This is a genomic window from Bacillus marasmi (assembly GCF_902168435.1).
Lineage (GTDB): Bacteria > Bacillota > Bacilli > Bacillales > Cytobacillaceae > Bacillus_BU > Bacillus_BU marasmi.
The window spans coordinates 198,461-222,439 of the sequence record NZ_LR656166.1 but is presented as its reverse complement, the minus strand read 5'-3'; the positions used below and the strand labels follow the sequence as shown (position 1 = coordinate 222,439).

The 23,979-nt window shown below is 37.7% G+C and carries 23 protein-coding genes; 7 read left to right on the top strand and 16 right to left on the bottom strand.

What is annotated here, in order from left to right; translation table 11 throughout:
- Positions 1-60: 60 nt before the first annotated feature.
- The 3 genes from FXW34_RS05340 to FXW34_RS05330 form a co-directional block, all read right to left on the bottom strand.
- Positions 61-1,263, bottom strand: coding sequence for a CynX/NimT family MFS transporter (locus tag FXW34_RS05340; protein WP_147532930.1), 1,203 nt, complete (start codon positions 1,261-1,263; stop codon positions 61-63).
- Between the two features lie 107 nt (positions 1,264-1,370).
- Complete coding sequence (locus tag FXW34_RS05335) at positions 1,371-2,531, bottom strand: DUF4317 domain-containing protein (RefSeq protein WP_147532929.1); 1,161 nt, start codon at positions 2,529-2,531, stop codon at positions 1,371-1,373.
- Between the two features lie 117 nt (positions 2,532-2,648).
- Entirely contained in the window at positions 2,649-4,226 is a 1,578-nt protein-coding gene (locus FXW34_RS05330; protein ID WP_147532928.1) for a Na+/H+ antiporter, read from the bottom strand.
- A gap of 219 nt (positions 4,227-4,445) precedes the next feature.
- Between FXW34_RS05330 and FXW34_RS05325 the strand changes: the two genes are divergently transcribed.
- A complete protein-coding gene (locus FXW34_RS05325; protein WP_147532927.1) occupies positions 4,446-5,372 on the top strand; it encodes an ABC transporter ATP-binding protein in 927 nt (308 codons plus the stop codon).
- Positions 5,372-6,151 carry an ABC transporter permease gene (locus FXW34_RS05320; RefSeq protein ID WP_147532926.1) on the top strand — a complete coding sequence of 260 codons (780 nt, stop codon included), beginning with the start codon at positions 5,372-5,374 and terminating at the stop codon, positions 6,149-6,151. Before FXW34_RS05325 ends, FXW34_RS05320 begins: the two co-directional genes overlap by 1 nt.
- A gap of 121 nt (positions 6,152-6,272) precedes the next feature.
- Here FXW34_RS05320 and FXW34_RS05315 read toward each other — a convergent pair whose 3' ends face one another.
- From FXW34_RS05315 to FXW34_RS05300, 4 genes are all read right to left on the bottom strand, one after another.
- Positions 6,273-7,484, bottom strand: a complete 1,212-nt coding sequence (locus FXW34_RS05315; RefSeq protein WP_147532925.1) for a cytochrome P450 — start codon at positions 7,482-7,484, stop codon at positions 6,273-6,275.
- Between the two features lie 36 nt (positions 7,485-7,520).
- Entirely contained in the window at positions 7,521-7,883 is a 363-nt protein-coding gene (locus FXW34_RS05310; RefSeq protein ID WP_147532924.1) for a hypothetical protein, read from the bottom strand.
- 146 nt (positions 7,884-8,029) lie between these two features.
- Complete coding sequence (gene bioF, locus FXW34_RS05305) at positions 8,030-9,199, bottom strand: 8-amino-7-oxononanoate synthase (protein WP_147532923.1); 1,170 nt, start codon at positions 9,197-9,199, stop codon at positions 8,030-8,032.
- Between the two features lie 42 nt (positions 9,200-9,241).
- Positions 9,242-10,006, bottom strand: coding sequence for a 6-carboxyhexanoate--CoA ligase (locus FXW34_RS05300; protein ID WP_147532922.1), 765 nt, complete (start codon positions 10,004-10,006; stop codon positions 9,242-9,244).
- Between the two features lie 148 nt (positions 10,007-10,154).
- On the opposite strand from FXW34_RS05300, the gene FXW34_RS05295 reads away from it, so the two are divergent.
- Positions 10,155-10,718: a pyridoxamine 5'-phosphate oxidase family protein gene (locus tag FXW34_RS05295; protein ID WP_187118840.1), complete on the top strand. Its 564-nt coding sequence runs from the start codon at positions 10,155-10,157 to the stop codon at positions 10,716-10,718.
- 291 nt (positions 10,719-11,009) lie between these two features.
- Here FXW34_RS05295 and FXW34_RS05290 read toward each other — a convergent pair whose 3' ends face one another.
- Entirely contained in the window at positions 11,010-11,969 is a 960-nt protein-coding gene (locus tag FXW34_RS05290) for an L-lactate dehydrogenase (protein ID WP_147532921.1), read from the bottom strand.
- Between the two features lie 185 nt (positions 11,970-12,154).
- Entirely contained in the window at positions 12,155-13,417 is a 1,263-nt protein-coding gene (locus FXW34_RS05285; protein WP_187118839.1) for an MFS transporter, read from the bottom strand.
- 314 nt (positions 13,418-13,731) lie between these two features.
- Between FXW34_RS05285 and FXW34_RS05280 the strand changes: the two genes are divergently transcribed.
- Positions 13,732-14,646, top strand: coding sequence for a class I SAM-dependent methyltransferase (locus tag FXW34_RS05280; RefSeq protein WP_147532919.1), 915 nt, complete (start codon positions 13,732-13,734; stop codon positions 14,644-14,646).
- A 500-nt stretch (positions 14,647-15,146) separates the two neighbouring features.
- Here FXW34_RS05280 and FXW34_RS05275 read toward each other — a convergent pair whose 3' ends face one another.
- The 4 genes from FXW34_RS05275 to FXW34_RS05260 form a co-directional block, all read right to left on the bottom strand.
- Positions 15,147-16,406: an ammonium transporter gene (locus FXW34_RS05275; protein WP_147532918.1), complete on the bottom strand. Its 1,260-nt coding sequence runs from the start codon at positions 16,404-16,406 to the stop codon at positions 15,147-15,149.
- A complete protein-coding gene (locus FXW34_RS05270; protein ID WP_147532917.1) occupies positions 16,396-16,815 on the bottom strand; it encodes a hypothetical protein in 420 nt (139 codons plus the stop codon). The genes FXW34_RS05275 and FXW34_RS05270 overlap by 11 nt, the downstream gene beginning before the upstream one ends.
- A gap of 154 nt (positions 16,816-16,969) precedes the next feature.
- A complete protein-coding gene (locus tag FXW34_RS05265; protein ID WP_147532916.1) occupies positions 16,970-17,767 on the bottom strand; it encodes a sulfite exporter TauE/SafE family protein in 798 nt (265 codons plus the stop codon).
- Positions 17,768-17,799: 32 nt separating this feature from the next.
- Complete coding sequence (locus tag FXW34_RS05260) at positions 17,800-18,297, bottom strand: CBO0543 family protein (protein ID WP_147532915.1); 498 nt, start codon at positions 18,295-18,297, stop codon at positions 17,800-17,802.
- A 194-nt stretch (positions 18,298-18,491) separates the two neighbouring features.
- Here FXW34_RS05260 and FXW34_RS05255 point away from each other — a divergent pair, with 194 nt between their 5' ends.
- The gene (locus tag FXW34_RS05255) at positions 18,492-18,698 is read left to right on the top strand and encodes a transcription initiation factor TFIIIB (protein WP_147532914.1); all 207 of its coding nucleotides are present in this window, start codon (positions 18,492-18,494) and stop codon (positions 18,696-18,698) included.
- Between the two features lie 45 nt (positions 18,699-18,743).
- Here the strand turns inward: FXW34_RS05255 and FXW34_RS05250 are convergent, their stop codons facing one another.
- Positions 18,744-19,913 carry an aminotransferase class I/II-fold pyridoxal phosphate-dependent enzyme gene (locus FXW34_RS05250; protein WP_147533046.1) on the bottom strand — a complete coding sequence of 390 codons (1,170 nt, stop codon included), beginning with the start codon at positions 19,911-19,913 and terminating at the stop codon, positions 18,744-18,746.
- Positions 19,914-20,294: 381 nt separating this feature from the next.
- Positions 20,295-21,812, bottom strand: a complete 1,518-nt coding sequence (locus tag FXW34_RS05245; RefSeq protein WP_147532913.1) for an MDR family MFS transporter — start codon at positions 21,810-21,812, stop codon at positions 20,295-20,297.
- Positions 21,813-21,969: 157 nt separating this feature from the next.
- Between FXW34_RS05245 and FXW34_RS05240 the strand changes: the two genes are divergently transcribed.
- A complete protein-coding gene (locus FXW34_RS05240; protein ID WP_147532912.1) occupies positions 21,970-22,842 on the top strand; it encodes a TetR/AcrR family transcriptional regulator in 873 nt (290 codons plus the stop codon).
- A 186-nt stretch (positions 22,843-23,028) separates the two neighbouring features.
- Here the strand turns inward: FXW34_RS05240 and FXW34_RS22825 are convergent, their stop codons facing one another.
- Positions 23,029-23,187 (bottom strand): hypothetical protein, encoded by a 159-nt coding sequence (locus FXW34_RS22825; protein WP_187118838.1) that lies wholly within the window; start codon positions 23,185-23,187, stop codon positions 23,029-23,031.
- 102 nt (positions 23,188-23,289) lie between these two features.
- On the opposite strand from FXW34_RS22825, the gene FXW34_RS05235 reads away from it, so the two are divergent.
- Entirely contained in the window at positions 23,290-23,973 is a 684-nt protein-coding gene (locus FXW34_RS05235; RefSeq protein WP_147532911.1) for a hypothetical protein, read from the top strand.
- Positions 23,974-23,979: the final 6 nt, after the last annotated feature.

Sequence of the window (23,979 nt, the reverse complement as noted above, 5' to 3'; positions counted from 1 at the left end):
AAGCAGAAGACAAACTCCGAGTAAATCAAGTTTGTTTTCTGCTTCTTTATTTTCGCCAAACTAATAAATGTATTTATTCCGCCCAGCAAACATACTAAAAATAATCATTAATAGTGAAATAATAATCATTGAGATAAGTGGTACAGTCCATTGGTGTGTTAAATCGTACAAGTACCCTATGAACAATGGTCCAATTGCCGCTAAGATATAGCCTATTGATTGTGACATACCGGAAAGCTCAGAAGCTTGTCGACCATCGCGGGCGCGTAATCCGATGAAGGTTAATGCCAATGGAAAACAGCCACCCAAACCGATTCCTAGGAACATACTACTTAATACCATCATTTCATAGGATATATTCCATAGCAATCCTGCAAAGCCGATTACTGAGCATAGGCTTAACGCAAACCCAAGCAATTGCTGGGATTGAAATCGCCCTGCAATCATCGGCACAATAAAGCTAAATGGCAATCCTACCAATTGTGTTAAAGATAAGAGCCATCCTGCCATTTCCAAGCTAACGCCCCGACTGACCATTATTTCCGGTAGCCAAGCGACCGTAACATAAAACATAAATGATTGGAATCCAAAGAACAAGGCAATTTGCCAAGCAAGTGGTGACCTCCAAACTTGATTACCAGTTGAACGTGAAGGCTTAATGCTCTCCTCCGTTCCATTGTTTCTTTTATCAAGAAAAATCCAAATCAGTAATGCTGCGACAACTGGGATTCCCCAAATAATTAAAGAATTTTTCCATCCTAGATTCAGTCCGTTAGCGAGTGGAACACTTATACCCGAGCCTATGGCTGCCATTAGTGATAAGGCTGTTGAATAAACGCTTGTGATCAACCCTAGCCTGTTCGGGAATTTTTCTTTCACTATTACCGGTAATAGCACATTGCAAATGGCAATCCCTATCCCTACGAACAACGTTCCTGCGAAAAGAAAAAAGGTGATGGGTACAAACCGTATGATAATTCCCACGACCAAACTTAACAGTCCAAGTATTAATGACCGTTCGTTGGATAAAATCTTAGCCATTTTCGGGACCATTGGTGAAACGATCGCAAAAGCAATTAACGGTAGGCTTGTTAAAAATCCTACACTCCAATGGACAAGGCCTAAGTCCTTCTGTATCATGCCAACCAAGGGACCAATTGAAGTAATCGCTGGGCGTAAATTCATTGCGACAAGCACAATTCCCGCGACAAGAATATATCGATATAACGATTTTGATTGAGTAATAGATTTTACCATTTCCATAAAGAGTATCTCCTTTTATCAGTAAACACTCTTATAACCATACCACATCAATCAACTGTCATGCATATGAAAAGTTTTGGTAAGAAAGCAAAAATCAAAGATTCATTTTATAGTTCTTCCGTTTCCAACTTAAATCCTTCTAAAATAATATCCTCGTCAACCTCAAGCAACAAACATTTTTTCCCTTGGTACATAATATATTTCACTTTGTTCAGTTCTTTCGGATTAATTGCAACATCTGCCACATGTGTGCTAATTTTGATTTTTTTAGGAATTAACGTGCTTGCTTTGAATTCGTGTTTTTCATCATCGACAACCGCTTTAAAGGCGTGTTCAACCCTAGCCGTATCAACATCTTCTACTCCACTTACCTTTAGGATCCTCTCAACGTCCTTATAATCGACCATTGGAATTTCTGGTTCTTCTTGTTCTTCATCGACCTGCATCATTTTGTCGATTTCTCCATAAACGTTGGAAATCACTCTAGTATCCACTTCGTCTCCGATGACATTCACAAGGATTTGTTCGAAAATATCTTTGTTTTCGACAGCTGTAATAATGCCCTCACAATCAAGAACATCAAAGACAAAGGTCTCGTCCGGCTGATTTACTTTACCAGCACAATAAAGGACATGATTTACATCAGCAGCGTTATCGGTAAACGCCGGAAACAAAAAGCCTGATAATGGTGAAGCTAAATTTATTATCGGGTCAAAAGCGTTATTTGGCTTGAATTCCTTCTCAATATAATCAAATAATAAAGCCTTTTTCGGTTGGTCAGTTTTATTTTGACTGCAAAGGATAAATTCGTTTGCATAAACTTCATCGTCCCCGCCTGTTTCATTATCAGTGTCACGTTTACTTGATGGTTTTCGGTATTCTCCACGAATGAAGGTCACCATCGTATCAAATTCAAACACTGTATGAGCATACATCTTCTCAACGATTTGTAGCATATTTCCAATCCAATCCTCGGAAGTATCCAATCGTAACCCTTCATAAAGAATCGTTTGGGCGCTGCCTTCTACATCCCGTCGGAATTTTAGCTCGAATAGTTTTGTATCAAGATCACCTGTTAATACCTTTTTGAAGTTTGTTAAAAATAACTCCTGCGCCTCTTGCTCCAGCATTTGAAACGGCTGACAAATATGATGGTAGATTTCTCCAGATTCCTTCTTCACATAAACGTTTAAGATTTCTCGAATTCTCATCCGATGATTATCTAATTTAAATTCCTTACGAATATTTGCGATGTCTTTTTTATTCATTCGTCTCAACTCCCATCCATGATTATACTGTTCATTATGTAAAATAGTAATACTATTACATTCTAAATTGCAAAAAATAAAGGAAGACGATTGTCTTCCTTATATTGATCCTTTAAATCAATGCTCTTTGTCGAACTTCACTAATTTATCCGTTATTGTTTCTTGCTGCTGATTGGCTACTTCATATGATATTACTTCTTCCTTATATAATCGCTCGATTGCTTCATGTTGGGCATATAAGGAGTGTTTTTGAAGAACTTCTTGCTGCTTTAGTTTAAGTTCAGGATACTTTTGAAAGAGTATGTCCAAATCTGCTCTTAATTTTAACAGTTCTGTTTCATATTTTTGGATCATTTCTTTTGTTACATTTTCGGTGATAAATAATTCATTTTTCACCTTGTTAATCTCGTTAATAGCAGCCTCTAAACGATAAGCTCGCGCAATCATTTCTTCGTACTCAAGGAATCCTTCTTCCTTTTTATTCACACCTAACCACGATAGTAGAGGTTTAACAGTAAGACCCTGAACAACAAGTGAAAATAATACCACACTAAAAGCTAAAATTAGAATTTCCTCGCGGCCCTCGAAATTTCTAGGTAAGCTTAAGACAAGGGCAATCGAAAGAGACCCCTTCAAACCACCCCAGTTAATGATATGTTTCCAGGGATTTGGGAAGTTTTTAATCACAGCTACACTAAGATACACTGCAATGCTCCTAGCAACTAATACAATCAAAATCGCCAATATGATTAATCCCCATTTATCAGCGACATCAATAATGGTGATTTCTAAGCCGACCATTAAGAAGACTAGTGAATTAGCAAGGAGGGCTGTTACCTCCCAAAAATTATTAATATTTAATTTAGTAGTGGGACTCATTCCGATTTTGGCACCATAGTTACCAAAAATGATGGCAGACACCACAACCGCGATAACACCTGAAGCATGCAAGCTTTCAGCAATTAAAAAGGAACCGTAAAATAGAATAATACTAAAAATAATTTCCAGTGGATAGTCATCGAAAAATTGAGTGATTTTCGAAAAAACATAACCTAATGATCCTCCGACAATCAGGCCAAGTGATATTACTTTCACAAATTCCCATAATCCGTGCCCTACACCTTCAAATCCAAGGTCCAAATATGTAAGTAGATAAAATGCAGATATTTTGAAAAGGACAACCGCCAATCCATCATTAAATAAACTTTCTCCTTCAATCACAATTGCAAGTTTCTTTTTTACCCCAACACTCTTAAAAATTGATAAAACGCTGACAGGATCAGTAGCGCTCATTAAAGCAGCAAACACAAATGCGGTTGGAACAGAGAAATCGAGTAGCCATATTCCAGCAAAACCAGTAATGATAAAAGAAAGGAACGTACCACCAATTGCCAACGCTAGAATGGGTGCTTTATTTTCTGTTAAATGTTTAATCGGGAGCTTAAACGCTGCTTCACCTAATAATGCAGGTAAAAAAATGGTAATAATAACAAAATTAAATACTTCACCCTCAGTGATAAAAGTCTTCACAGGCTCTAGGACTGGAATATTTACAAGCCCGATGATTGCCCCAATAATAACGAGAGCAATTGGGTATGGTTGTTTAAACTTTTTTGCAATCGCCGTAATCCCAGCTGCAAGCATTACTAAGATAAGGACGAGTTCGAAAATATTGTGTAAATCCAAACTTTCCAATTTATTCAACTCCTTTTGTAAATGATAATTAGCAAGTATTAATAAGTTTCAATTATATGTCAAATGAAGGAGAAGTTCTATTCCCTCCATTTTAATAATGTTATGATATAACTAAACATTAACAAGATAGTAAAGTGCCGATGAAAATTTATGGCCATAGTCTTTTTCATATTGTATTAGTCTAATTGTAGACGGATTGTTGATAACGGAGGACTGTTCATGACTGAAACCATACTTACTACGAAGCTTACTAAAAAGTACAAAAGCACTTTGGCCGTTAACAACGTGACATTAGGCGTAAACAAAGGGGAAATATATGGTTTCCTAGGGCTAAACGGTGCAGGAAAAACCACAACGATTCGTATGTTATTAGGCATGATTCGCCCAACATCCGGAGCTTGCTATATAGATGGGACGAAGGTGAGCTATAAAGAAAATAAATTGTGGGAAAGTGTTGGCTATATGGTCGAAGCCCCAGCCTCCTATCCCGAGCTTACCGTTCAAGAAAACCTTGAGTTGACTTATCGATTACGACAATTAAAGGATAAAAATGCCATTTTGAAGATTATGGATCAGCTAGAATTAACAACATATAAACATAAAAAAGCAAAACATCTTTCATTAGGTAATGGACAGAGACTCGGCATCGCGAAAGCAATTCTTCACCAACCAAAGATTCTTATTTTAGATGAACCAGCAAACGGATTAGACCCTGCAGGGATCGTTGAAATACGTGAGTTGTTACAGAATCTTGCCAATAACAATGGGACGACGATTTTTATTTCCAGTCATATACTCAGTGAAATCTCCAAATTGGCATCAAAAATTGGAATTATCCATAATGGTAGCCTTATCAGGGAAGTCGCTTCTCATGAATTGGATCGACTCTTACTGAAACGTTTGTTGATAAACTCAAGAAACAATCGCCTGACAAAGGAGATCCTGGCGAAAGGTAATTATCATTCTAGTTTTACCACATCTGGTATATTAGAAATAAATAACCCAAAAGCTATCACTCATCCAGAAAAAATTGCAGAGATGATGGTCACAGCAGGAATGCCACCTTCAATGCTACTAGTGGAAGAGGAAGATTTAGAATCCTTTTTCCTTAGAACAATCGGCATGAAAGGAGCAAATGAGCAGTAATGAAACAGCTAAAAGCTTCTTTACATGGAGAATTATTAAAAATTAGAAAATCGACAATCCTCTGGATAACCATCGCTGCGTTGACAATTGTTCCGCTGCTGGGCGGATTTTTTATGTATGTATTAAAAGATCCAGAGCTCGCAAAATCCACCGGTTTACTAGGAGCAAAAGCCCAATTAGTTGGTGAGGCAAGTTGGCCTTCTTATTATAGCTTGCTATCACAAGCAATTGCAGTTGGAGGAATTTTAATTTTTGGTTTTATCTTCAGTTGGATTTTTGGTCGGGAATATTCTGACCGGACCTATAAAGATCTTCTTTCAATCTCGATACCAAGATCTTCAATTGTAATAGCGAAATTTATTGCAGCAGCCATTTGGTGTACGTTACTTTCACTCTTTGTATTCTCGCTAGGTTTAGTTGTCGGCTCCGTAATCGACCTGCCTAGTGGTTCAACCGAAATTACACAACAAGGTTTTATTAAATTCGTTACTTCGTCACTGCTAACAATTGCTTTAAGCTTCCCAGTCGCTTTTTTTGCAAGTTACGGTCGTGGATACTTGGCACCACTTGGTTTTGTGGTTATTACGTTGGTATTTGCGCAGGTGATTGCTGCGGCAGGACATGGGTATTATTTTCCGTGGTCAATTCCCGCTCTCTACAGTCAGATTGCCGGTGCGGAAAATGAACCGATAGGTATTGTTAGTTTTGTGATTGTGCTATCCACCGGCTTACTTGGATTTGCAGGAACCATCATGTGGTGGAAATTTGCCGATCAGTAAGGTGACAGGCACGCCCCGAATTTTCTTGTTTCACAGGTTTTGTTTCACGGAAAAGGACGACTTCTCTATATGTTAGTACTTTAGAAAAGTCGTCCTTTTAGATTTTTTAGTTGGAGTTTCCTTAATTTACTGTGATGATTAGTTCTTCGAGTGCTCTGAAGCCGGCAAGCTTTCGCCATTTTGGCTGATCGGTTGCTAAATTGATATGCTCGAATTTCTCTAGGAACGCTTGGACTGCAACTGAGGCTTCAAGTCGAGCCAACGCTGCGCCTAAACAAAAATGAGAGCCAAACCCAAACGCAATATGCGGATTTGGGTTTCTTGTTATATCAAATTGTTCAGGATTCGTGTATTGTTTTGGATCATGATTTGCTGCTCCAAGCAATACATAGACCTGCTCCCCTTGCTGAATAGTTGTTCCATTCACCTCTACTGCCTGAGCTGCAACACGAGCTGTCAATTGCGTTGGGCTTTCAAACCGCAAAACCTCCTCAACCGCAGATTGAATTAGCCCTGGATTCTCCCTAAGTAGACTTAATTGCTCTGGATTTTTCAATAGACAAAGGATTGCATTACTAATGAGGTTTACAGTTGTCTCGTGACCTGCGATTACTAGCAAGATACAGGCAGAAAGCAGTTCCCCAACTGATATCGTTTCCCCTTGCAGTTCCTCTTTAATTAATTGACTGATAAAATCATTCTGTTGATCTTGCTTTCGCTGTTGGATTAAACTTTTCATATAATCCACGAACTCTTGAATCGTTTCATTACCATGAGCCAATAAGTCCCTGGACCGCGTAAAATCAATCGTTGGAATTAACTCCAGCGTCCATCTTCGGAACAAATGTCGATCCGCTTCTGGTATTCCTAGTAATTTTGCAATCACCTGGCTTGCTAATGGAGAGGCTAAGTCTGCAACCACATCGATATGGTGTTGATTTTTCACATCTTCTAGCAGTTCGTGAGCCGTTATTTCCATATATGTTCGCAGTCCTTCGATGGCGTTCGGTTTAAATCCTTTACTCATAATCAAGCGCAAACGCTTATGGTCTAGTTGATTTTTAAATACAAGCATATCCTCTTGAATCGTTTTCAAAGCCTCGTATTTTGTGCCGGCTTTAGGCAAGGGAACGCGGTTTTGAAATTTAGTATTTTTTAAGATTGCTACAGCCTCGTCATAACCGGTTACGTACCAACCGGAGTATTTGAAGGCTGACATTTTTATGATTGGGTTCGTAGAGCGCATTTTCTTATATATTGTATATGGATCTCTCAAAAACTCTGGCGATGTGAGAGTTAATGGTTTTATTTTTACCGCTTGTTTAGTTTTCATATTTTTTACCTCTTTATTTTAAATAGATAGCGATTGTTATAGAGTCAGCAGATTTTCGGATTCAATCGGACTTTTTGATTCCCATTTTTTCGGTTTGAAGGATTTTTGGGCATCAATCCAGTCCTTTGATTCCCATTTTTTCAAGTTGAAAGATTTTTGGGCATCAATCCGACTCTTTGATTCCCATTTTTTCGGGTTGAAAGATTTTCGGGCACCAATCCAGCCCTTTGATTCCCATTTTTTCGGGTCGTAAGATTTTCCGGCATCAATCCAGCCCTTTGATTCCCATTTTTTCGGGTCGTAAGATTTTTGGGCATCAATCCAGCTCTTTGATTCGCATTTTTTCGTGTCGAAAGATTTTTGGGCTTCAATCCAACTCTTTGTTTCCCATTTTTTCAAGTCGGAAGATTTTCGGACATCAATCCAGCCCTTTGATTCCCATTTTTTCGGGTCGTAGGGTTTTCGGTCATCAATCCACCTCTTTGTTTCCCATTTTTCTAATTCAGCAGATTATTGGGCAGCTATCGAAAACATCATCACCTTCTTTAGATGATGCTCAGTTGTTTTCCAATTTTTTCAAAACTCTCCAGTAAATACTCAATCTGCTCAGAACTATGATCCGCTGTTACGGTTAAGCGAATCCGGCTTTCAGACCACTCAACAGTAGGCGGACGGATTGCTGGTGCAAAGATTCCTTCCTCTTGCAATCTCTTACCAAAAAGCTCGGCTGCGGAAGGATCCCCAATGATGACGGGAATAATTGGTGTATCCTCGCCTTTGAGGGAAAATCCCAACACCTTCAAGCTTTTTCTAATCTGTTCTGACTTCGCGAGTAATCGCTGCCGCTTATCCCCACTGGTCTCAATGATTTCAATCGCAGCATAGGAAGCCGCACATATCGCGGGGGCCATCGCAGTTTGAAAGATGAAAGTGCGAGAATGATTTCTTAGAAAATCAATCAACACTTGTGAGCCGCAAACAAAACCACCTTCTGTTCCAACTGCTTTACTAAGAGTCCCAACCACAATATCAGGACGCAGATTGAAATATTCACTTGTTCCTCTTCCATTCTCACCTAGCACCCCTGTCGCATGGGCATCGTCGACAATTACAAAGGCGTTGTAGCGCTTGGCAAGCGCCATGATCTTATCAAGTGGAGCAATATTTCCATCCATGCTAAACACACCATCTGTTACAATGAAACGATGGTTATAGGATTGTGCTTCAGAAAGCTTTTCTTCAAGGTCCTCCATGTCAACATGCTGATAAACAACCGTTTCGGCTTTTGACAATCGACAGCCATCTATTAAACTAGCGTGGTTTAATTTGTCGCTTAGTATGACATCCCCTTCTTCTGGAATGGCCGACAAAACCCCGACATTGGCTAAATATCCTGAAGAAAAGAGCAGAGCTGCTTCAGTCTGTTTAAAAGTTGCGATTTTTTCCTCAAGCTTTTGATGCCACTTTGAATGACCTGTTGTTAATCTAGACCCACTGCTTCCTACGCCAAAATCATGTAAAATTTCCTCAGCAGCATAAATCAAGCGACGGTCATTTGCAAGTCCTAGATAATTATTCGATGAAAAGACAAGCTGCTGAGTGCCGTCGACATTCACTTTCGGATTAGGAGCGCTTGTCATCGTCCGTAACGTTCGATATAACCCCGATTCAATTGTTTTATGTAATCTTTCATTTAACCATTGATTAAATTCCATTAATCATCCGTTCCCCTCGTTACAAATCGTCTAAAATTTTCCCTACTTCTCCCAGTGAATAAAAACTGGTTGCTTTTCTAAAAAGTGAATATATGAATCTAGGCATGTAGTACCATCAACGAAAAAAATTCGACAGCCTTGTTCATCACCTAATTCTTTAAGTTTTGTAATTCTCTGATAGCCTAACTTCCTGCTAGCTACGTACCCCGTTACATAATCTGGATCGTCGGACCAGCATAATTCAGCGATTGAGGACGGATGGGAACTTACCTTTGATGCGAGCACTAGCGCCTCTTTCACTCTAGAATGATTAGGCATATTGTTAGCTTCTGCCCAATCAGCAAAATTACCTACATTCCAATCCATTCTTGAAACCCGGATTCCCCGTTCAAACCTATCATCCAGTCTCTCTCCCGTGCGATAATCAACGATGATCGCGCCTCTTGCGCCTGAATATTCAGTTATTTGTTCATATACTTTTTGAATGATTTTTTGTTGAATACCTGCTGACTCTAATAGCCTCATCACAACTGAATGTCCATCCTCCACTGTTGTTACTTCATTTGTCACGATGTCTAATGGTTTTATTTTTATGAAAGGTTCCTCTATCACTTCAAACTGAACTTGCATGAAATCCGGTTTTCCTCGTGTATGTTGTAAACCTTTTTCTAATAAGTCGCTAACAGCTTTTTGCAGATTGTCGTACGTAGAAATCGCTTCACCACCGGAAATATGCTTCCCCCCACATTCATGCCTCCCGTTTTGTGAAGCTCTCATTCTAACACTATAAAATTGTTCTTCCTCCACCTTTATTCCCCCACAATTAAGGTATAATTTTTAATAAAAATAAAAACTATTATCTGTCATAATTCAGTTGCCATTATAACACAAAATGTAAACTTTTAAACGAAAATGGTTAACAAAAAACTTACATGACTATGAAAGAAGGTTCAACATGTATAGACCAATAAGACGTAAAGTTAATGAATTAAAGGATGAATCAAAAATTAATCACCTACTTACTACAGCAAAAGTTGGGTATTTAGGGCTGAACGATAAAGAAGGAACCTATGTAGTCCCGTTAAATTTTGTATGGATGGACCAGAAGATTTATTTTCACTCAAGCGACGAAGGGCGCAAAACAGATGCACTAAATAATTGTAGCCGCGTTTGCTTCACTGTTTCAGAGGATTCAGGTACGATTGCTCATCCAGTGCCAGCTGATATTGGAACCGCTTATAGAAGCGTGATGGTTTTTGGACATGTAAAAAAGGTGAGCGATTTAGAGGACGCAACAAGCGCATTGCAGACAATGTTAGAAAAATTTGTACCAGGATATTTTGAAGGAAAGCTCGCAAAACCATTTGTGGAAAAGTATCGTTCATCATTAGGCAGTAAAACAGTGGTTTATTGCATTGAACCTGATCAAATTACTGCAAAAGTTGCTGAAGCAGCACCTGATGAATTATTTTATCGAGGCAGAAAACAAACCGATGATTTGAAGAAAGAGCGAGGTTAGGCTAAAGTTGCTCTTGACCGAAAATGCTATGAAAATAAGATTCATTGCGGACACACAGTACGTTAATTTTACCAAATAGACTGATTTGATTGACGATACGGACCTTTGGTTCTTTATTCGTTTATCATTAGACATGATTTAATCGTTTTCGTGTAAATAAGGTATACATTGTCCGGTTAAGTCATTAACATAGTAGAATTATATAAAATAAGGTCTTTTGTGACCGCTGTACAGCTATCCTTTTGAAAATTGAGTAGGACCCAAAATTAGGTCCTACTCTATTTCTAATAATTATGATCGAACAAGCACTTTCACCGATGAATCCATTATTTCCTTTAGGACTGATACAGAATGGTCAAATTGTGCTCTTTCTCGTTCGCTTAGTTCAATTTCAATCACTTCGCGAATACCGTCACGATTCACTACTGCTGGTACGCCAATGAAAACATCGTGATGACCGTATTCACCTTCTAAAAGAGTCGATACTGGAAGAATGCAATTTTCATTGTGTAAAATTGCTTTTGTAATTCGCACTAACGACATGCCGATTGCATAGTAGGTTGCGCCTTTTCGTTGGATGATATGATAAGCTGCGTCACGGACATTCGCATGAATTTGTTCATATACTTCTTTTTGTAGCTCTGGGTTACCTTCAAAATACGCATCTAGCTTTTTGATACCGATTGTTGCATGGGACCATACTGGAAACTCAGTATCTCCATGTTCTCCCATTATATATGCATTCACATTTCTCGCATCAACATTTAAATAATTTGCAATTTCATATTGAAGTCGAGCTGTGTCTAGCACTGTTCCGGAACCAACTACGCGCTCTTTTGGTAAACCCGATTCCTTCCAAGTTACTTGAGTGATGATATCTACAGGATTAGTGGCCACGAGGAAGATTCCGTCAAAGCCATTCTCCATAATGCTTCCTACAATTTGCTTAAAAATATTTGTATTCTTTTCTACTAATTGTAATCTAGTTTCACCTGGTTTTTGTGCTAAACCAGCTGTTAGAACAACAAGATCTGCACCATTACAATCTTCATAGGAGCCCTTCCAAACCTTGATTGGAGATGGCGCCAACGGAACACCATGATTTAGGTCCATTGCTTCGCCTTCTGCTTTTAGTTCATTCACATCAATTAGGACTAATTCTTCCGCTACTCCTTGATTTATCAATGAATAGGCATAACTGCAGCCTACTGCACCTGTTCCAACTAAGACAACTCGATTAACTTTTCTCATGATTGTAATCTCCTTTACTAAATAGTTGTTTAATGATTATTGATAAAATCTGAATGTGTAATTGCAACTTTGTGAAATACTTAACAATCTGTTCCGATATAGTATACCTTATTATTTTGATATAACATTTTCAGCAATTTGAATTAATTGTGAATCTTCATAAGTTTTTCCATTTCGCACTATTGTTACTTTCCAAAGTGTAATTTAATCCAAAATGGAGCCTTGTGATGACGAGTTTTAAATGCATTTTCTTTCTCTCTTGTTTCCGGAAAGGTCGCTACAAGAAAAACATAAGCACTTGCTACTGAAATAAAGAATATCATCGCTGGTACATATCCTGATTTTCCTAAAATAAAGCTCCAGATGATGGTCGCAATCGTTTGGCCAGCATAAGCGATTGCCCAAAACAATCCAAACATAATAGTTAATTTTTGCGGCGTCATCCCTTTTAACTCATGAGGTAAATTCAAAAAGATAGGGTACTGAATAAACATCGCAAAGCCGGAGATGGAAATAAAAATATATGAAAATAGTGGATTTACATTTGCGAAAAATAAAGCCAGTCCAAAAGCTCCTACCATTATCATGCCCGACATTACTAGCGCCGGCTTACGCTGTGCCCCTTCATTACCAATACGGATTCCCACAAACGTACCTAGAATACCAAAACCAGAGATTAGTAAATTTGTTACAGAACCATTAAGTAATGTATATTGGTCAAAAATTGCTTTAAAGCTTACTAGCGATAATACGTATAGAGTTAAGAAGGAAGCAAACGCTAAACCGTATCGCCATAAAAATGGATCCTTCAAAGCATCTTTATAACCGTATTCTTCTTCATCGGTGCTTGCTTGAGACTGTGTTTCATAGTTTTCTGCCTTTAGCAACCAAGCGATGAAAACCAATAAAGTGAATGAAGCAAAAATCGTTAAGGTGAGTTGCCAATTTACTACCATTTGTTTGGCAAACAGCGTGAATAAAATCGCCACAACAAAGGCCCCAACATTATAGGAAACCGTATTTGCGGCATTGATTCGCAACTTTTCCTTAGAGTCCTTAACATAATGAGCTACAACCGGATTCATATATACAATTACCATTGAGCCACCAACTGCCATTACCATTCGCGCAATAGTGTATGCCCAATAATTCGGAAGATATATCGCTACGAGACCCATCATTAATAATGCTATCGCTGTTCCAGCAGCTTTCTTTGGGCCCATCTTCATCAAGATAATCGCAGCTAAAATATTGGCAAACACGCGAGCTGTAGTAATAGAGTAGTTGACTAATTGGGCAATAACAGGATTTACTGGTCCACCGAAAAATGTCTGGGTAATCTGCGGTGTTAACGAAGACCCAGCTACCCAGTTCATCGCAAATGTCACATAGGCGAGCCAAAGTACTGCCATCATAAAATAACCCTTATTTCTGTTCGTTGCTTCCATGTTCAAAGCCACCTCAATTTGTATTATTTTTTTATGGTTTCTAAATCCTAAATGATTTAGTAGATTTAATTTGTGAAACATTTCACATATAGTGTTGATGTCATTTAGTATACCTCTAGTTTGTGAAATATTTCACATAAGTTGTTAACAAGATATGTATATTTTGAAAGCCCTTTCTGCAAATACATCTTTTTAGATCCGGTTTCACTTGACAAAAAAATTAGTTATGCTATAATTTACAATTAAAATAATCCTGTATATAATAAGATTCTCCTGGCCGGGGAATCTTATTTTTGTTTTTAGGAGGATTAAGCATGAAGCAAAATGAATCAAGTATTACCTCATTAATGACATCATTTGGTCGTGCCTACCACAGTCGTTTTGACAACCCGAAAATCTTCAATGATGATATTGCAGAACAATTAATAACCAAACAAGAATTTGATAACATCAGTGAAAATTTAATTCAAGGTTCCCAGTTTTTCATCGACACTATTCCTAGCAAAATTCTGGATCAGCCAAAGGAAATATTAAGATGGATTACACAAGTCCAACTATCTCCCATCTCATTGTCTCGGTCCGCTTTTTGTGAAAAGGTGCTTCATAATGAAATTATGTTAGGTGCCGTGCAATATGTGATTCTCGGTGCAGGTCTGGATACTTTCGGCTACCGTCATCCAGAATTCAATCCAAGGCTTCAAATTTTTGAGATTGATCATCCATCAACCCAGGCCGTTAAAGTAGACAGATTGAAGCTTGCAGACTTGGATTTACCTAATAATCTGCATTTTGTCGCCATGGATTTCACTCATGAATTTTCCCCTCAACAGTTGTATATTGCTGGATTTGAAAACAAAAAGACTTTCTTTAGCCTATTAGGCGTTTCATATTATTTAACAAAAATCGAAACTATCAATTTGTTAAAACATATTTTTGCAATCGTTCCAAAAGGTAGTTCCATTGTTTTTGATTTTGCTGATGAAAATGTATTTGTCGAAAAAGGCAAACATAACCGTGTGGCAAATATGTTGAAAATGGCCGCAACAGTAGGCGAACCGATGAAGTCTGGCTTTTCATATGATGAGTTAGAGCAATTGTTAGAGGAATGTGGATTGCTTATATATGAGCATTTAACACCAGCTCAAATAAATGAACAGTTTTTTAAAAATCGTACAGATTATTTAACCGCCTTCGAGACAGTTCATTATATCCACGCTGTGAAACAATAGTTTTTTTAAAAAAACAAAGAGGCTGAGACATAATTATTTCAGTTAAAAAAAACCGAACTATCATGTGAAATTCTAACTTAGAATTTCCTAATAGTTCGATTTTTTTATTTAATAGGCACAACCCTGAAATTACTGTAGAAAACTGTTAGCGTGGGTCTGTTAATCCGAATGTTGATTTCCTGGCGTTTGAAAATAAGCGTAAGAATTCCGCTTATTTTGAGAAATATGGTTTTTTTGCTAAGAATAAAGGGAGTTTTTCCGCTTATTTCATAAAAATCACTAGATTTTGTCTTTTTTGGAGTAGTTAAGCGGAAATTCTACTCTTATTCCAGCACATTTAGCCCCCCTTACATATAATAAGGGGAAATTCTACTCTTATTTATTCTCAACCTCAACCCTACACGAATATCAACACTAAACTTTAATATAGTCTTCCATATAAATCATTCGGTCTTAATAGCGGACTCCCATCTTCTTTTTTTACTTTTTTCATGAATACTTCATTCAGTAATATGTTCTTTTAATTCAATAAAATCCGAGGATGCGTGTGTAGCCATTATTCCATGGTAGCTTATGTCCAAACCAACCTCCTCTTCTTCAGCAGTTGAACGAACCGGCACCCAAACATTAATGATTTTTAACGTAATCCAAGTTGAAGTAAATCCCCAGATGCATAAGGCTGTTAAACCAAGCAACTGAACACCCAACAAATACCATTCGCCCTCTATAAAAAGTCCGCCCTCTGAGGCAAACAAGCCCAACGCCACCGTACCCCAAATACCCGAAGCCGCATGAACAGGAAAAGCTCCAACTGGATCGTCGATTTTCAAAACCTCTAACCAATTGGTGACTGCCATCATTAATAAGCCAGCAACTGCACCTATAAACAAAGCAGCAAGATTACTTACAAAAGCACAACCGGCAGTAATTGCGACCAGTCCCGCAAGTGAACCATTTATGACTGACGGAGCATCAGAACGACCATAGCGAAACAACGTATAAAACAATGTTGCTGCCCCACCTGATGCTGCCGAAAGCATCGTCACAATTGCAATATGACCAATCCTCACATCAGTAGCCTGAAGCGTACTACCGGCGTTAAAGCCGAACCATCCAAACCATAAGAGAAACGCACCGACAGAGGCAAGCGGCAAGTTACTCGGTAATGCAATCGTGCTTGTCCCAAGAGCAGAATATTTGCCTTTGCGAGGTCCAATAATCATCGCCGCTGCTAATGCTGCAAAACCACCAAGAGCATGGATTACACCAGAACCGGCGAAGTCAATCATTCCAAGTTTTCCTAACCAGCCTCCTCCCCACACCCAATGCCCAGCTAATGGGTAAATTAGAGCCGTCATCACAACCGCAAATAGAAGGTATGCGCGAAAATTTATACGTTCTGCCACTGCACCAGAAACAATCGAGATAACAGCAATAACAAACGCTGCTTGAAACAACCAAAATGCATCTAGTGAAACAGGGAGGCTTAGATGTGATAAATCCCCTTCTAAAAAGAAACCACTTGTGCCGATGAAACCCATTAAATCGGTGCCATACATCAGTGCAAATCCCATAGTAAAATAGCAAAGCGTGCCGATAATAATATCAGCGAAGACCTTCATAATGATATTTACACTGTTTTTGTTGCGAACAAACCCCGCCTCAAGTAAGGCAAAGCCACCCTCCATTAAAATAATCATCGCTGCTGTTAACACAACCCAGATTGTATCCATACCTAACTGCAAAGACTCAATTGTCACTTAAACGCCCTCCACTTCCTTCCAAAGACTTTATTTCTTCCAGCAGAAGCCCAGAAAGTTGAATTTCCTCATTACCAGGCTTAGATTGAATTAGCAAAATCAACTCATCCAATCTAGTAATATCTCGTTTAATTTTCTCAATGCTTTTAAAACGATCTTTGACATAGACCATATACTCAACTGCTTGATGATGACTTGGGGCTCTACTAGTAAACATCTTTTTTATCAAAGGTAAGGCCTGATACACCACTTCTTCAGTTCTTCTTTTTTCTTCATATTTGATTATTTTATCCTTAATATTGACAATCTGATTTTCCTTATTACTCTTGATTCTCAATAGCAATTGTTTTAATTCTTCTGGGCCAAAATGAATTGAATTGTTAACTTTAAAATCATCTCCAACAACCACGTTAACTCCCCTAACATATAATGTTAACTTTTCTTACATTATATTTATCTCTAACAAAAGAGTCAATAACAAAGAAAAGAATTTTCTTGATTTTTCTGATAGATTTTCACAAAAAATGGCTCAGTTCTGTTGAACTAAGCCACTTTTAGTAAAATTAACCCTTAAACATTAAGCGTACCGCTACCACCATCAAACATGTAGCAAGCGCTCGTAAAATGATTTTTTCTGGAAGCTTCGAAGAGATTTTCGCCCCCAATTGTCCACCAATTAATGAACCAGCTGCAAGCCACACAACAATGCTCCAGTCGATATGATTGTATGCGAAGTGAGAAGCCGTGCCGACAATGGAAGCAAACAATATCGAGAACATTGAAGTTGCAGCAGCAATATGTGCTGGAAATGACAGCAATAATACCATCGTCGGAACCATGACCGAACCGCCACCAATCCCGAGCATGCTCGATAAAATTCCAGCGAAAAATGAAATCACAATTCCAACCCATTGATTGTACGAAAAAACATGCTCTTTACCGAACGAATCAGCAAAGGTTCTCGTAATTGTATTTGGAAAAGGTAATTCGATTTGTTTAGACGGCTTAAAGATTAAACTCAATGAAACTAACATCATGAAAATGCCAAATGTAATAAAAAACAGTTTATCAGTTATGTAATTCGTAATCCATGCTCCCAAAATAGAGCCTGGAAACATCGCAGCGGCAAACATCAATCCACTTTTATAATCAATTCGTTTTTGTTTACTGTATCTATAAGTACTTGAAAGCGAAGTGAAAAATAAAACAGCCATAGAGGTTCCAACAATTGTGGCAACCTCTAAATCTTGAAATAGAGCCAAAATTGGAACGATAATAAATCCTCCACCTAGCCCAACAACAGAGCCACTCACTGCAGCAAAAAGCCCAACAAAAAATAATAATATACTCTCAACTTCCATTGCCCCTACCCCTTAAATGTAGAAATGTTATTCTACATTTTATCACAACCTGGAGCTCTACTCTTCTTTAAATTTGAATATTGCTCACGGAAGCCCCTTTTAATCATTAGATAATTTAACCGTAGGATGGTATAGAGGAAAGGATAGGCAATCGCAGAATGCCAAATCTTCCAACCGTTATGATAAAAAACTTCCGTTTGTAGAGAAATCAGTTCAATTACTAAGGTGACCAATGAAAATCCTATCACATATAAACCTTTACCGATACGTGGTTTAGTTTCTGGATAATAATTTAAAAATAGAATATTAGCTGCCGGATAAATGAAAAGGATAACAAGTATGTACTCCCAATCCACACCCTTTAAGAAAAACCCGTACAAATCCAATTTCACATCTAAAAACATGTCTGCAAAAGTACCCATGAGGGTCGCAAATAATGAAGTAGTATACAGTTCAATTTTTGAAATCCGCTTTGGAACAAAAAATATCGTATACAGAGCTCCAAGCGTGAAAATTATTAATAAAATCATGCGGAGACGCCTCTTAACTTTCAATTTTTCTATCCAAGACACATTAATTATTGTAAATAATTATCTATTCTTTCCAGTTAAAATGAGTTCTATTATCGAGGCGATAATGGATGAAACTTTTTTCCCATATAACTCGTAAATAACAATAGGTATTCCCCATTTTATAAAAAGTTTGCGGATTGGAGGTCTTAATTATGAGACATGTATCAAGAGCGACAGAATGTCCAAAATGCCGTTCAAAGGAATTAGGACTAGGCAAGCATAGCGGGTACGCAGTTATGTCCCCTGTAAATAAAATGAGTTTAGGTTCAAACATTGAATACGTTATTTGTACAAATTGCGGATATATTATCGAAAGCTATGTCCAAAAACCAGAAAAATTCAAAGGGACGATATTTTAACCAAAGCGGCTAATTCAATTTGAATTAGCCGCTTTGGTTGACACCTTAAATAATATTCATTTCTTTCCCAATCATTTGGAACTTACTTAACAAATATTTAATATCTTTGTGTGTATGATTAGCTGTAATCGTTATATTAATGCTGCTTTCCCTGCTTATGTTTGTCGGTTGCGGAATAAGTGGAACGAATATTCCTTCCTCTTCCAATCTTGTAGAAAATGCTTCGGCTTGATGTGGATCTCCAATTACGACTGTAATAATTGGTGATAAATGACCTTTAATATAAAAGCCCATATCCCCCAATTGATTTCTAGCATAGTTTACTTCGGTGAATATCTGCTTTCGTATTTCCTGATTAGTTTCAATAATTTCTAGCGCTGCATAAGCCGCTGCGCAGATTGAAGGAGGAATTGAAGGATGATAAACAAAAGTCTTAGCATGATTTCTTAAAAAATCAATCAATACTTTAGAGCCACAAACAAATCCCCCTTCAGCACCAACAGCATTACTTAATGAGCCAATTATGATATCAGGTCGAACATTAAAGTATTCACATGTTCCTCGTCCTTTTTCTCCAAAAATTCCGATCCCATGGGAATCATCAACAATCACATGCGCTTGATACTGTTTTGCTAGCGACATGATTTTATCTAAAGGCGCAACAGCTCCATCCTCACTAAACACTCCCTTTGTAACAATAAAACGGCGTTTGTGATCTTGGCTATCTCTTAATTTCTCTTCAAGATCTTCCATATTAACATGAAGATAATGAATAGATTCTGCATATGATAATTGGCATCCATCAAGGATACTGACATGATTGAATTGATCACACAAGATGACATCACCCTTTTCGGGTATGGATAAAAGTACACCAAAGATTGCCAGAGACCCGTCTGAAAACAAAATTGTTGCCTCCGTATTAATAAACTGGGCTAGTTTGTTTTCTAGTATAAGATGCCATTTTGTGTAACCCGTTGTAATGCCCGTTCCACTACTGCCAACACCAAATTGATGAAGGATTGTCTCTGCTGCATAAATACATCTTTCATCATTAGCGAGACCTAAATAATTGTTTGATGAAAAAACTAATTGCTTACGGCCGTCGATTTCCATTATTGGACTCGGTCCAGCATTCATTGTTTTCACTGTACGAAACTTTCCCGATTCCTTCGTCTTGTTTAACCGATCACCTAACCATTTCTCAAACCCCATCATCATTCTTTATCCCCTTGTCGAATTAATGACAACCCAAATTACCTTGTTCCTTATAAGTAACCTCCTTTTTATTTTTTTAATTTTCTGAAATATCTCTATATATTAATGCTATTGATTTTAATTTTAAATATCTCCTGTTATACTACAAACAATCAATTAAACTATAAAAGTGTTATCTTTGTCTGTCAATAGGTTAACAAAACAATCAAACAATCATCTCAAAAAAGTATAAATTTTCAGTCAATAATAATTATTCCAACTACTATAACTATCATTAAAAAGAGGTACATTATACGAATGATTAAATATCAAGCGTATAACGTACCTGCTTAACTACTATTGAACGATTATGAAAGTTAATATGATTATTACTTTTCCTTATGAAACAGATACAGGTTTTGAAGCTGTATTTTGTTGATTTTCGATTTTACTAACCGCTTCCGCACTTGTATCAACACGTTTCACGAATATCGAAAGTGCTAAAGCAACTAAATTTACGACAAACGTTACATAGAAAGAATATTGAATTCCTGCTAGTAATGCCTGCTGTGTTAATAGTGCAGTTGATGCCTCTGTTATTGTGGTCGGATCAACACTTGCCATTAAGCTTTTGGCTTCAGATTTTGTGACTGAATTCATAATCGTTACTAATACAGCCGTACCAATCGAACCAGCAACCTGTTGGGCCGTATTGTTAATCGCTGTACCGTGCGGATTTAATACAGTTGGCAGTTGGTTTAAGCCGTTTGTCATAATCGGCATCATAACCATCGACATCCCAAACATTCTGAGCGAATATATGAAGATGATAAATGTGTAAGTAGAGTCAAGTTGTAAGTGAGCTAGCATATATGTTGAAAACGCCATAATCGAAAGTCCGGAAACTACTAACACACGTGGTCCAATTTTATCAAATAATTTACCAGTGATCGGTGACATTAGCCCCATAATAATTGCACCAGGTAATAACATTAGACCCGAATCAAGTGGTGATATTCCTCGAACACTTTGGACATATGCTGGTGTTAAAATCATCCCTGAAAACATGGCGACTGAATTTACCATCGCAATGACTGAACCAAGCGCAAACATAGGATATTTGTAAACTCGTAAATCCAATAATGGTTTTTCCATTGTTAGCTGACGAATAATAAATGCCACTAAAGAAACACCACCAGCAATTAGTGCTGTTAATACGATTCCATCAGTCCATCCGTCCGAGCTGGCAGTACTGCATCCGTATAAAATCCCACCAAAACCAATACTAGATAACACTACAGATAAATAGTCTAAATTTGCCTTTTTATTTTGAGGCATGAGATTTTCTGATTTCCAAATTGACAGCAATAAACTGATGATTGCCAACGGTAAAATCATTTCAAAGAGAACACGCCAATCATAATATTCAACAATATACCCTGATAATGTTGGACCAATTGCCGGTGCAGAAATCATAACTAAGCCGAAAATCCCCATTGCTGCTCCCCGCTTTTCTCGAGGAAAACTTACTAACATAATATTCATTAGCAGAGGTCCCAACGCTGATGAACCAGCCGCTTGAATCATACGACCAGTTAGCAACATACCAAAATTAGGTGCGAAGGCAGCTAACGCCGTTCCTAAAGTGAAAATTGCCATCGAGCTGATAAGCAATTGACGATTAGAAAAACGCGTTAACAGAAAAGCTGATGTTGGAATAAGTACTCCACTGACTAGCATATAACCCGTTGCTAACCATTGTACGGTTGAATAATCAGCAATTTTTAAATCAACCATTATTGACGGCAATGCAATGTTTAACAAAGAATTATTTAAAAATGATACAAACGCCCCAATGAAAAGAATTGAAAGCATCAAATATGGGGGTTTTTTATTCTCTAAAGTAATTGAATTCATTCCATTAATCCCTCTATCCGTTCTGAATTTATTTCACTTGATTCATTTTATACGCGCAGTGCAAAATTAGCAACATTTTTGTACTCTGCGTATAAATTGTTGTTTTTCCATAAGAGGAAATCTATACTTAAGGATATAGATTGTACGGGAGGAAGTTATGAATAATCGAAAAAGAAATGTAGCTGACGTTGCCTTAAAGCTGTTTGTTGAAAAAGGCATCCAGAATACCTCGATACAAGAAATTATAGAAAAAGCTAGCATATCAAAAGGTACTTTCTACAATTATTTCACCTCGAAAAATGATTGTGTTGCCGATATATTAGAATTTTTACGATACGATGCCAGCCAACAGCGGATTGCGATTCAATTCGGAAAAGATGCTCAAGATCGCCATGTTTTTATCGAACAAATTACGATATTAATACGTTTAAACGAAGAACGAAATCTAAATGCTCTATTTGAAGCTATTTTAGCATCAAACGAAAATGAATTAAGAAAATTAGTATTGCGCCATCGGGTTATTGAATTGGAGTGGCTAGAAAACCGTTTTATTGAAGTCATTGGTGAAGAAATTCGTGAATGTGCGTTTGAAGGAGCAATCTTGTTTTATGGGATGCTGCAGCATATGATGTTTTCAATGCGGATTACAAACAGTCAATATTCGTTAAACCGCTTAGTTGAAATAATTTTGACATATATTGAATTAATTCTTGAAGAAATGCATAAGAACAATACATCACAATTAAATAAATCAGCCGTCGATATACTTCGAACAAAGGTTGATAAAAAGGCGATCACTCTCCAAGAGCTTGAAGAGGTTGCCCAAAACCTTCAACAACAATTTAAATTTAATGAAGAACAGCAAGATTTGCTCGATGCAGTTATGACCGAGTTAAATCGAGAAAGGATTCGAAAAATTGTGATAAAACAATTTTTAAAGCCTATGCAACAACTGTTCCAAGGCACAACCATTGAATCACAAGTACACACCTTTACCAATTTAATCTGGTATTATTTGAAATCGATATAAGAGGATTACTAAGCTTAGCCAGTTGTAGACTGGCTAGGCTTTTTTCTTACTTCAAAATGAATTCTGTCTGTATGAACCTCTCTTACGGACACTTCTTGCCATTTCGCATTGACTTCTGTCCGTATGAACCTCTCTTACGGACACTTCTTGCCATTTCGCATTAACTTCTGTCCGTATGAACCTCTCTTACGGACACTTCTCGCCATTTCGCAATGACTTCTGTCCGTATGAACCTCTCTTACGGACACTTGTAACCATTTCACATTGACTTCTGTCCGTATGAACCTCGCTTACGGACACTTCTCGCCATTTCGCAATGACTTCTGTCCGTATGAAAAACTTCATAAAAACTTCTCCTAAACTTCATCCAAACTTTTTACTTTTATCATATTTTTCTCACAACTAACCAATAGAATGAACCCGAAGATATCAATTGGGGGAATTAAGGTGAAAAATGCAATTGTAAAAACCATTCTATTTTTATTAACGATAGGAATTGTACTCAGTGCTGGATTGTATCGTACTGCACTATCCGCTGAAAGAGCGCAATTCCAAGCTAAGATTCCTGGAAAAGACAATTTTCCGATAGTGCTCGACTTAGCAAATCAAGGCTGGCCGAAAAAATTAATACAGCCAGGACTCGTCTCAATTTCAAATGGACACGGACCAATGGGTATCCAAAACATAAGCAAAGAAAATTTGAACGTTCAAGTGGTGTTGAAGGGATTCCCCAGTGAAGCAGACTTAGAAATCCCAGAGCTGGAGTACGATGAAGAAACTTATGCCTTAAAGCAGCCACTTAAGCCTAAACAGAGTTTTAAAATCGATTTATCTGTAGAAATACCTAAAGAATATCGGAATAAGTTGGTAGGTTTCTCGGGAGAAATTCAATTTATCAATCAAAAAGACCAATCGATTTTGAGCAGCATTCCTGTACATATCGTCAACTCAGACTATGGTGATCCCTATAAAAAACTAAACATCGAGCGTCAGCCGCTCTTCGGACATGGTGGCGGAAATGGTAAAGGTAAACCTGCAGACAACACGAAGAAACAAGAGAACGACAAAAGCAAAGGTGAGGAAAATAAACAATCCGAAAAAGAACAAAGCAAGGAAGAGAATTGTCATTAGGAGGAA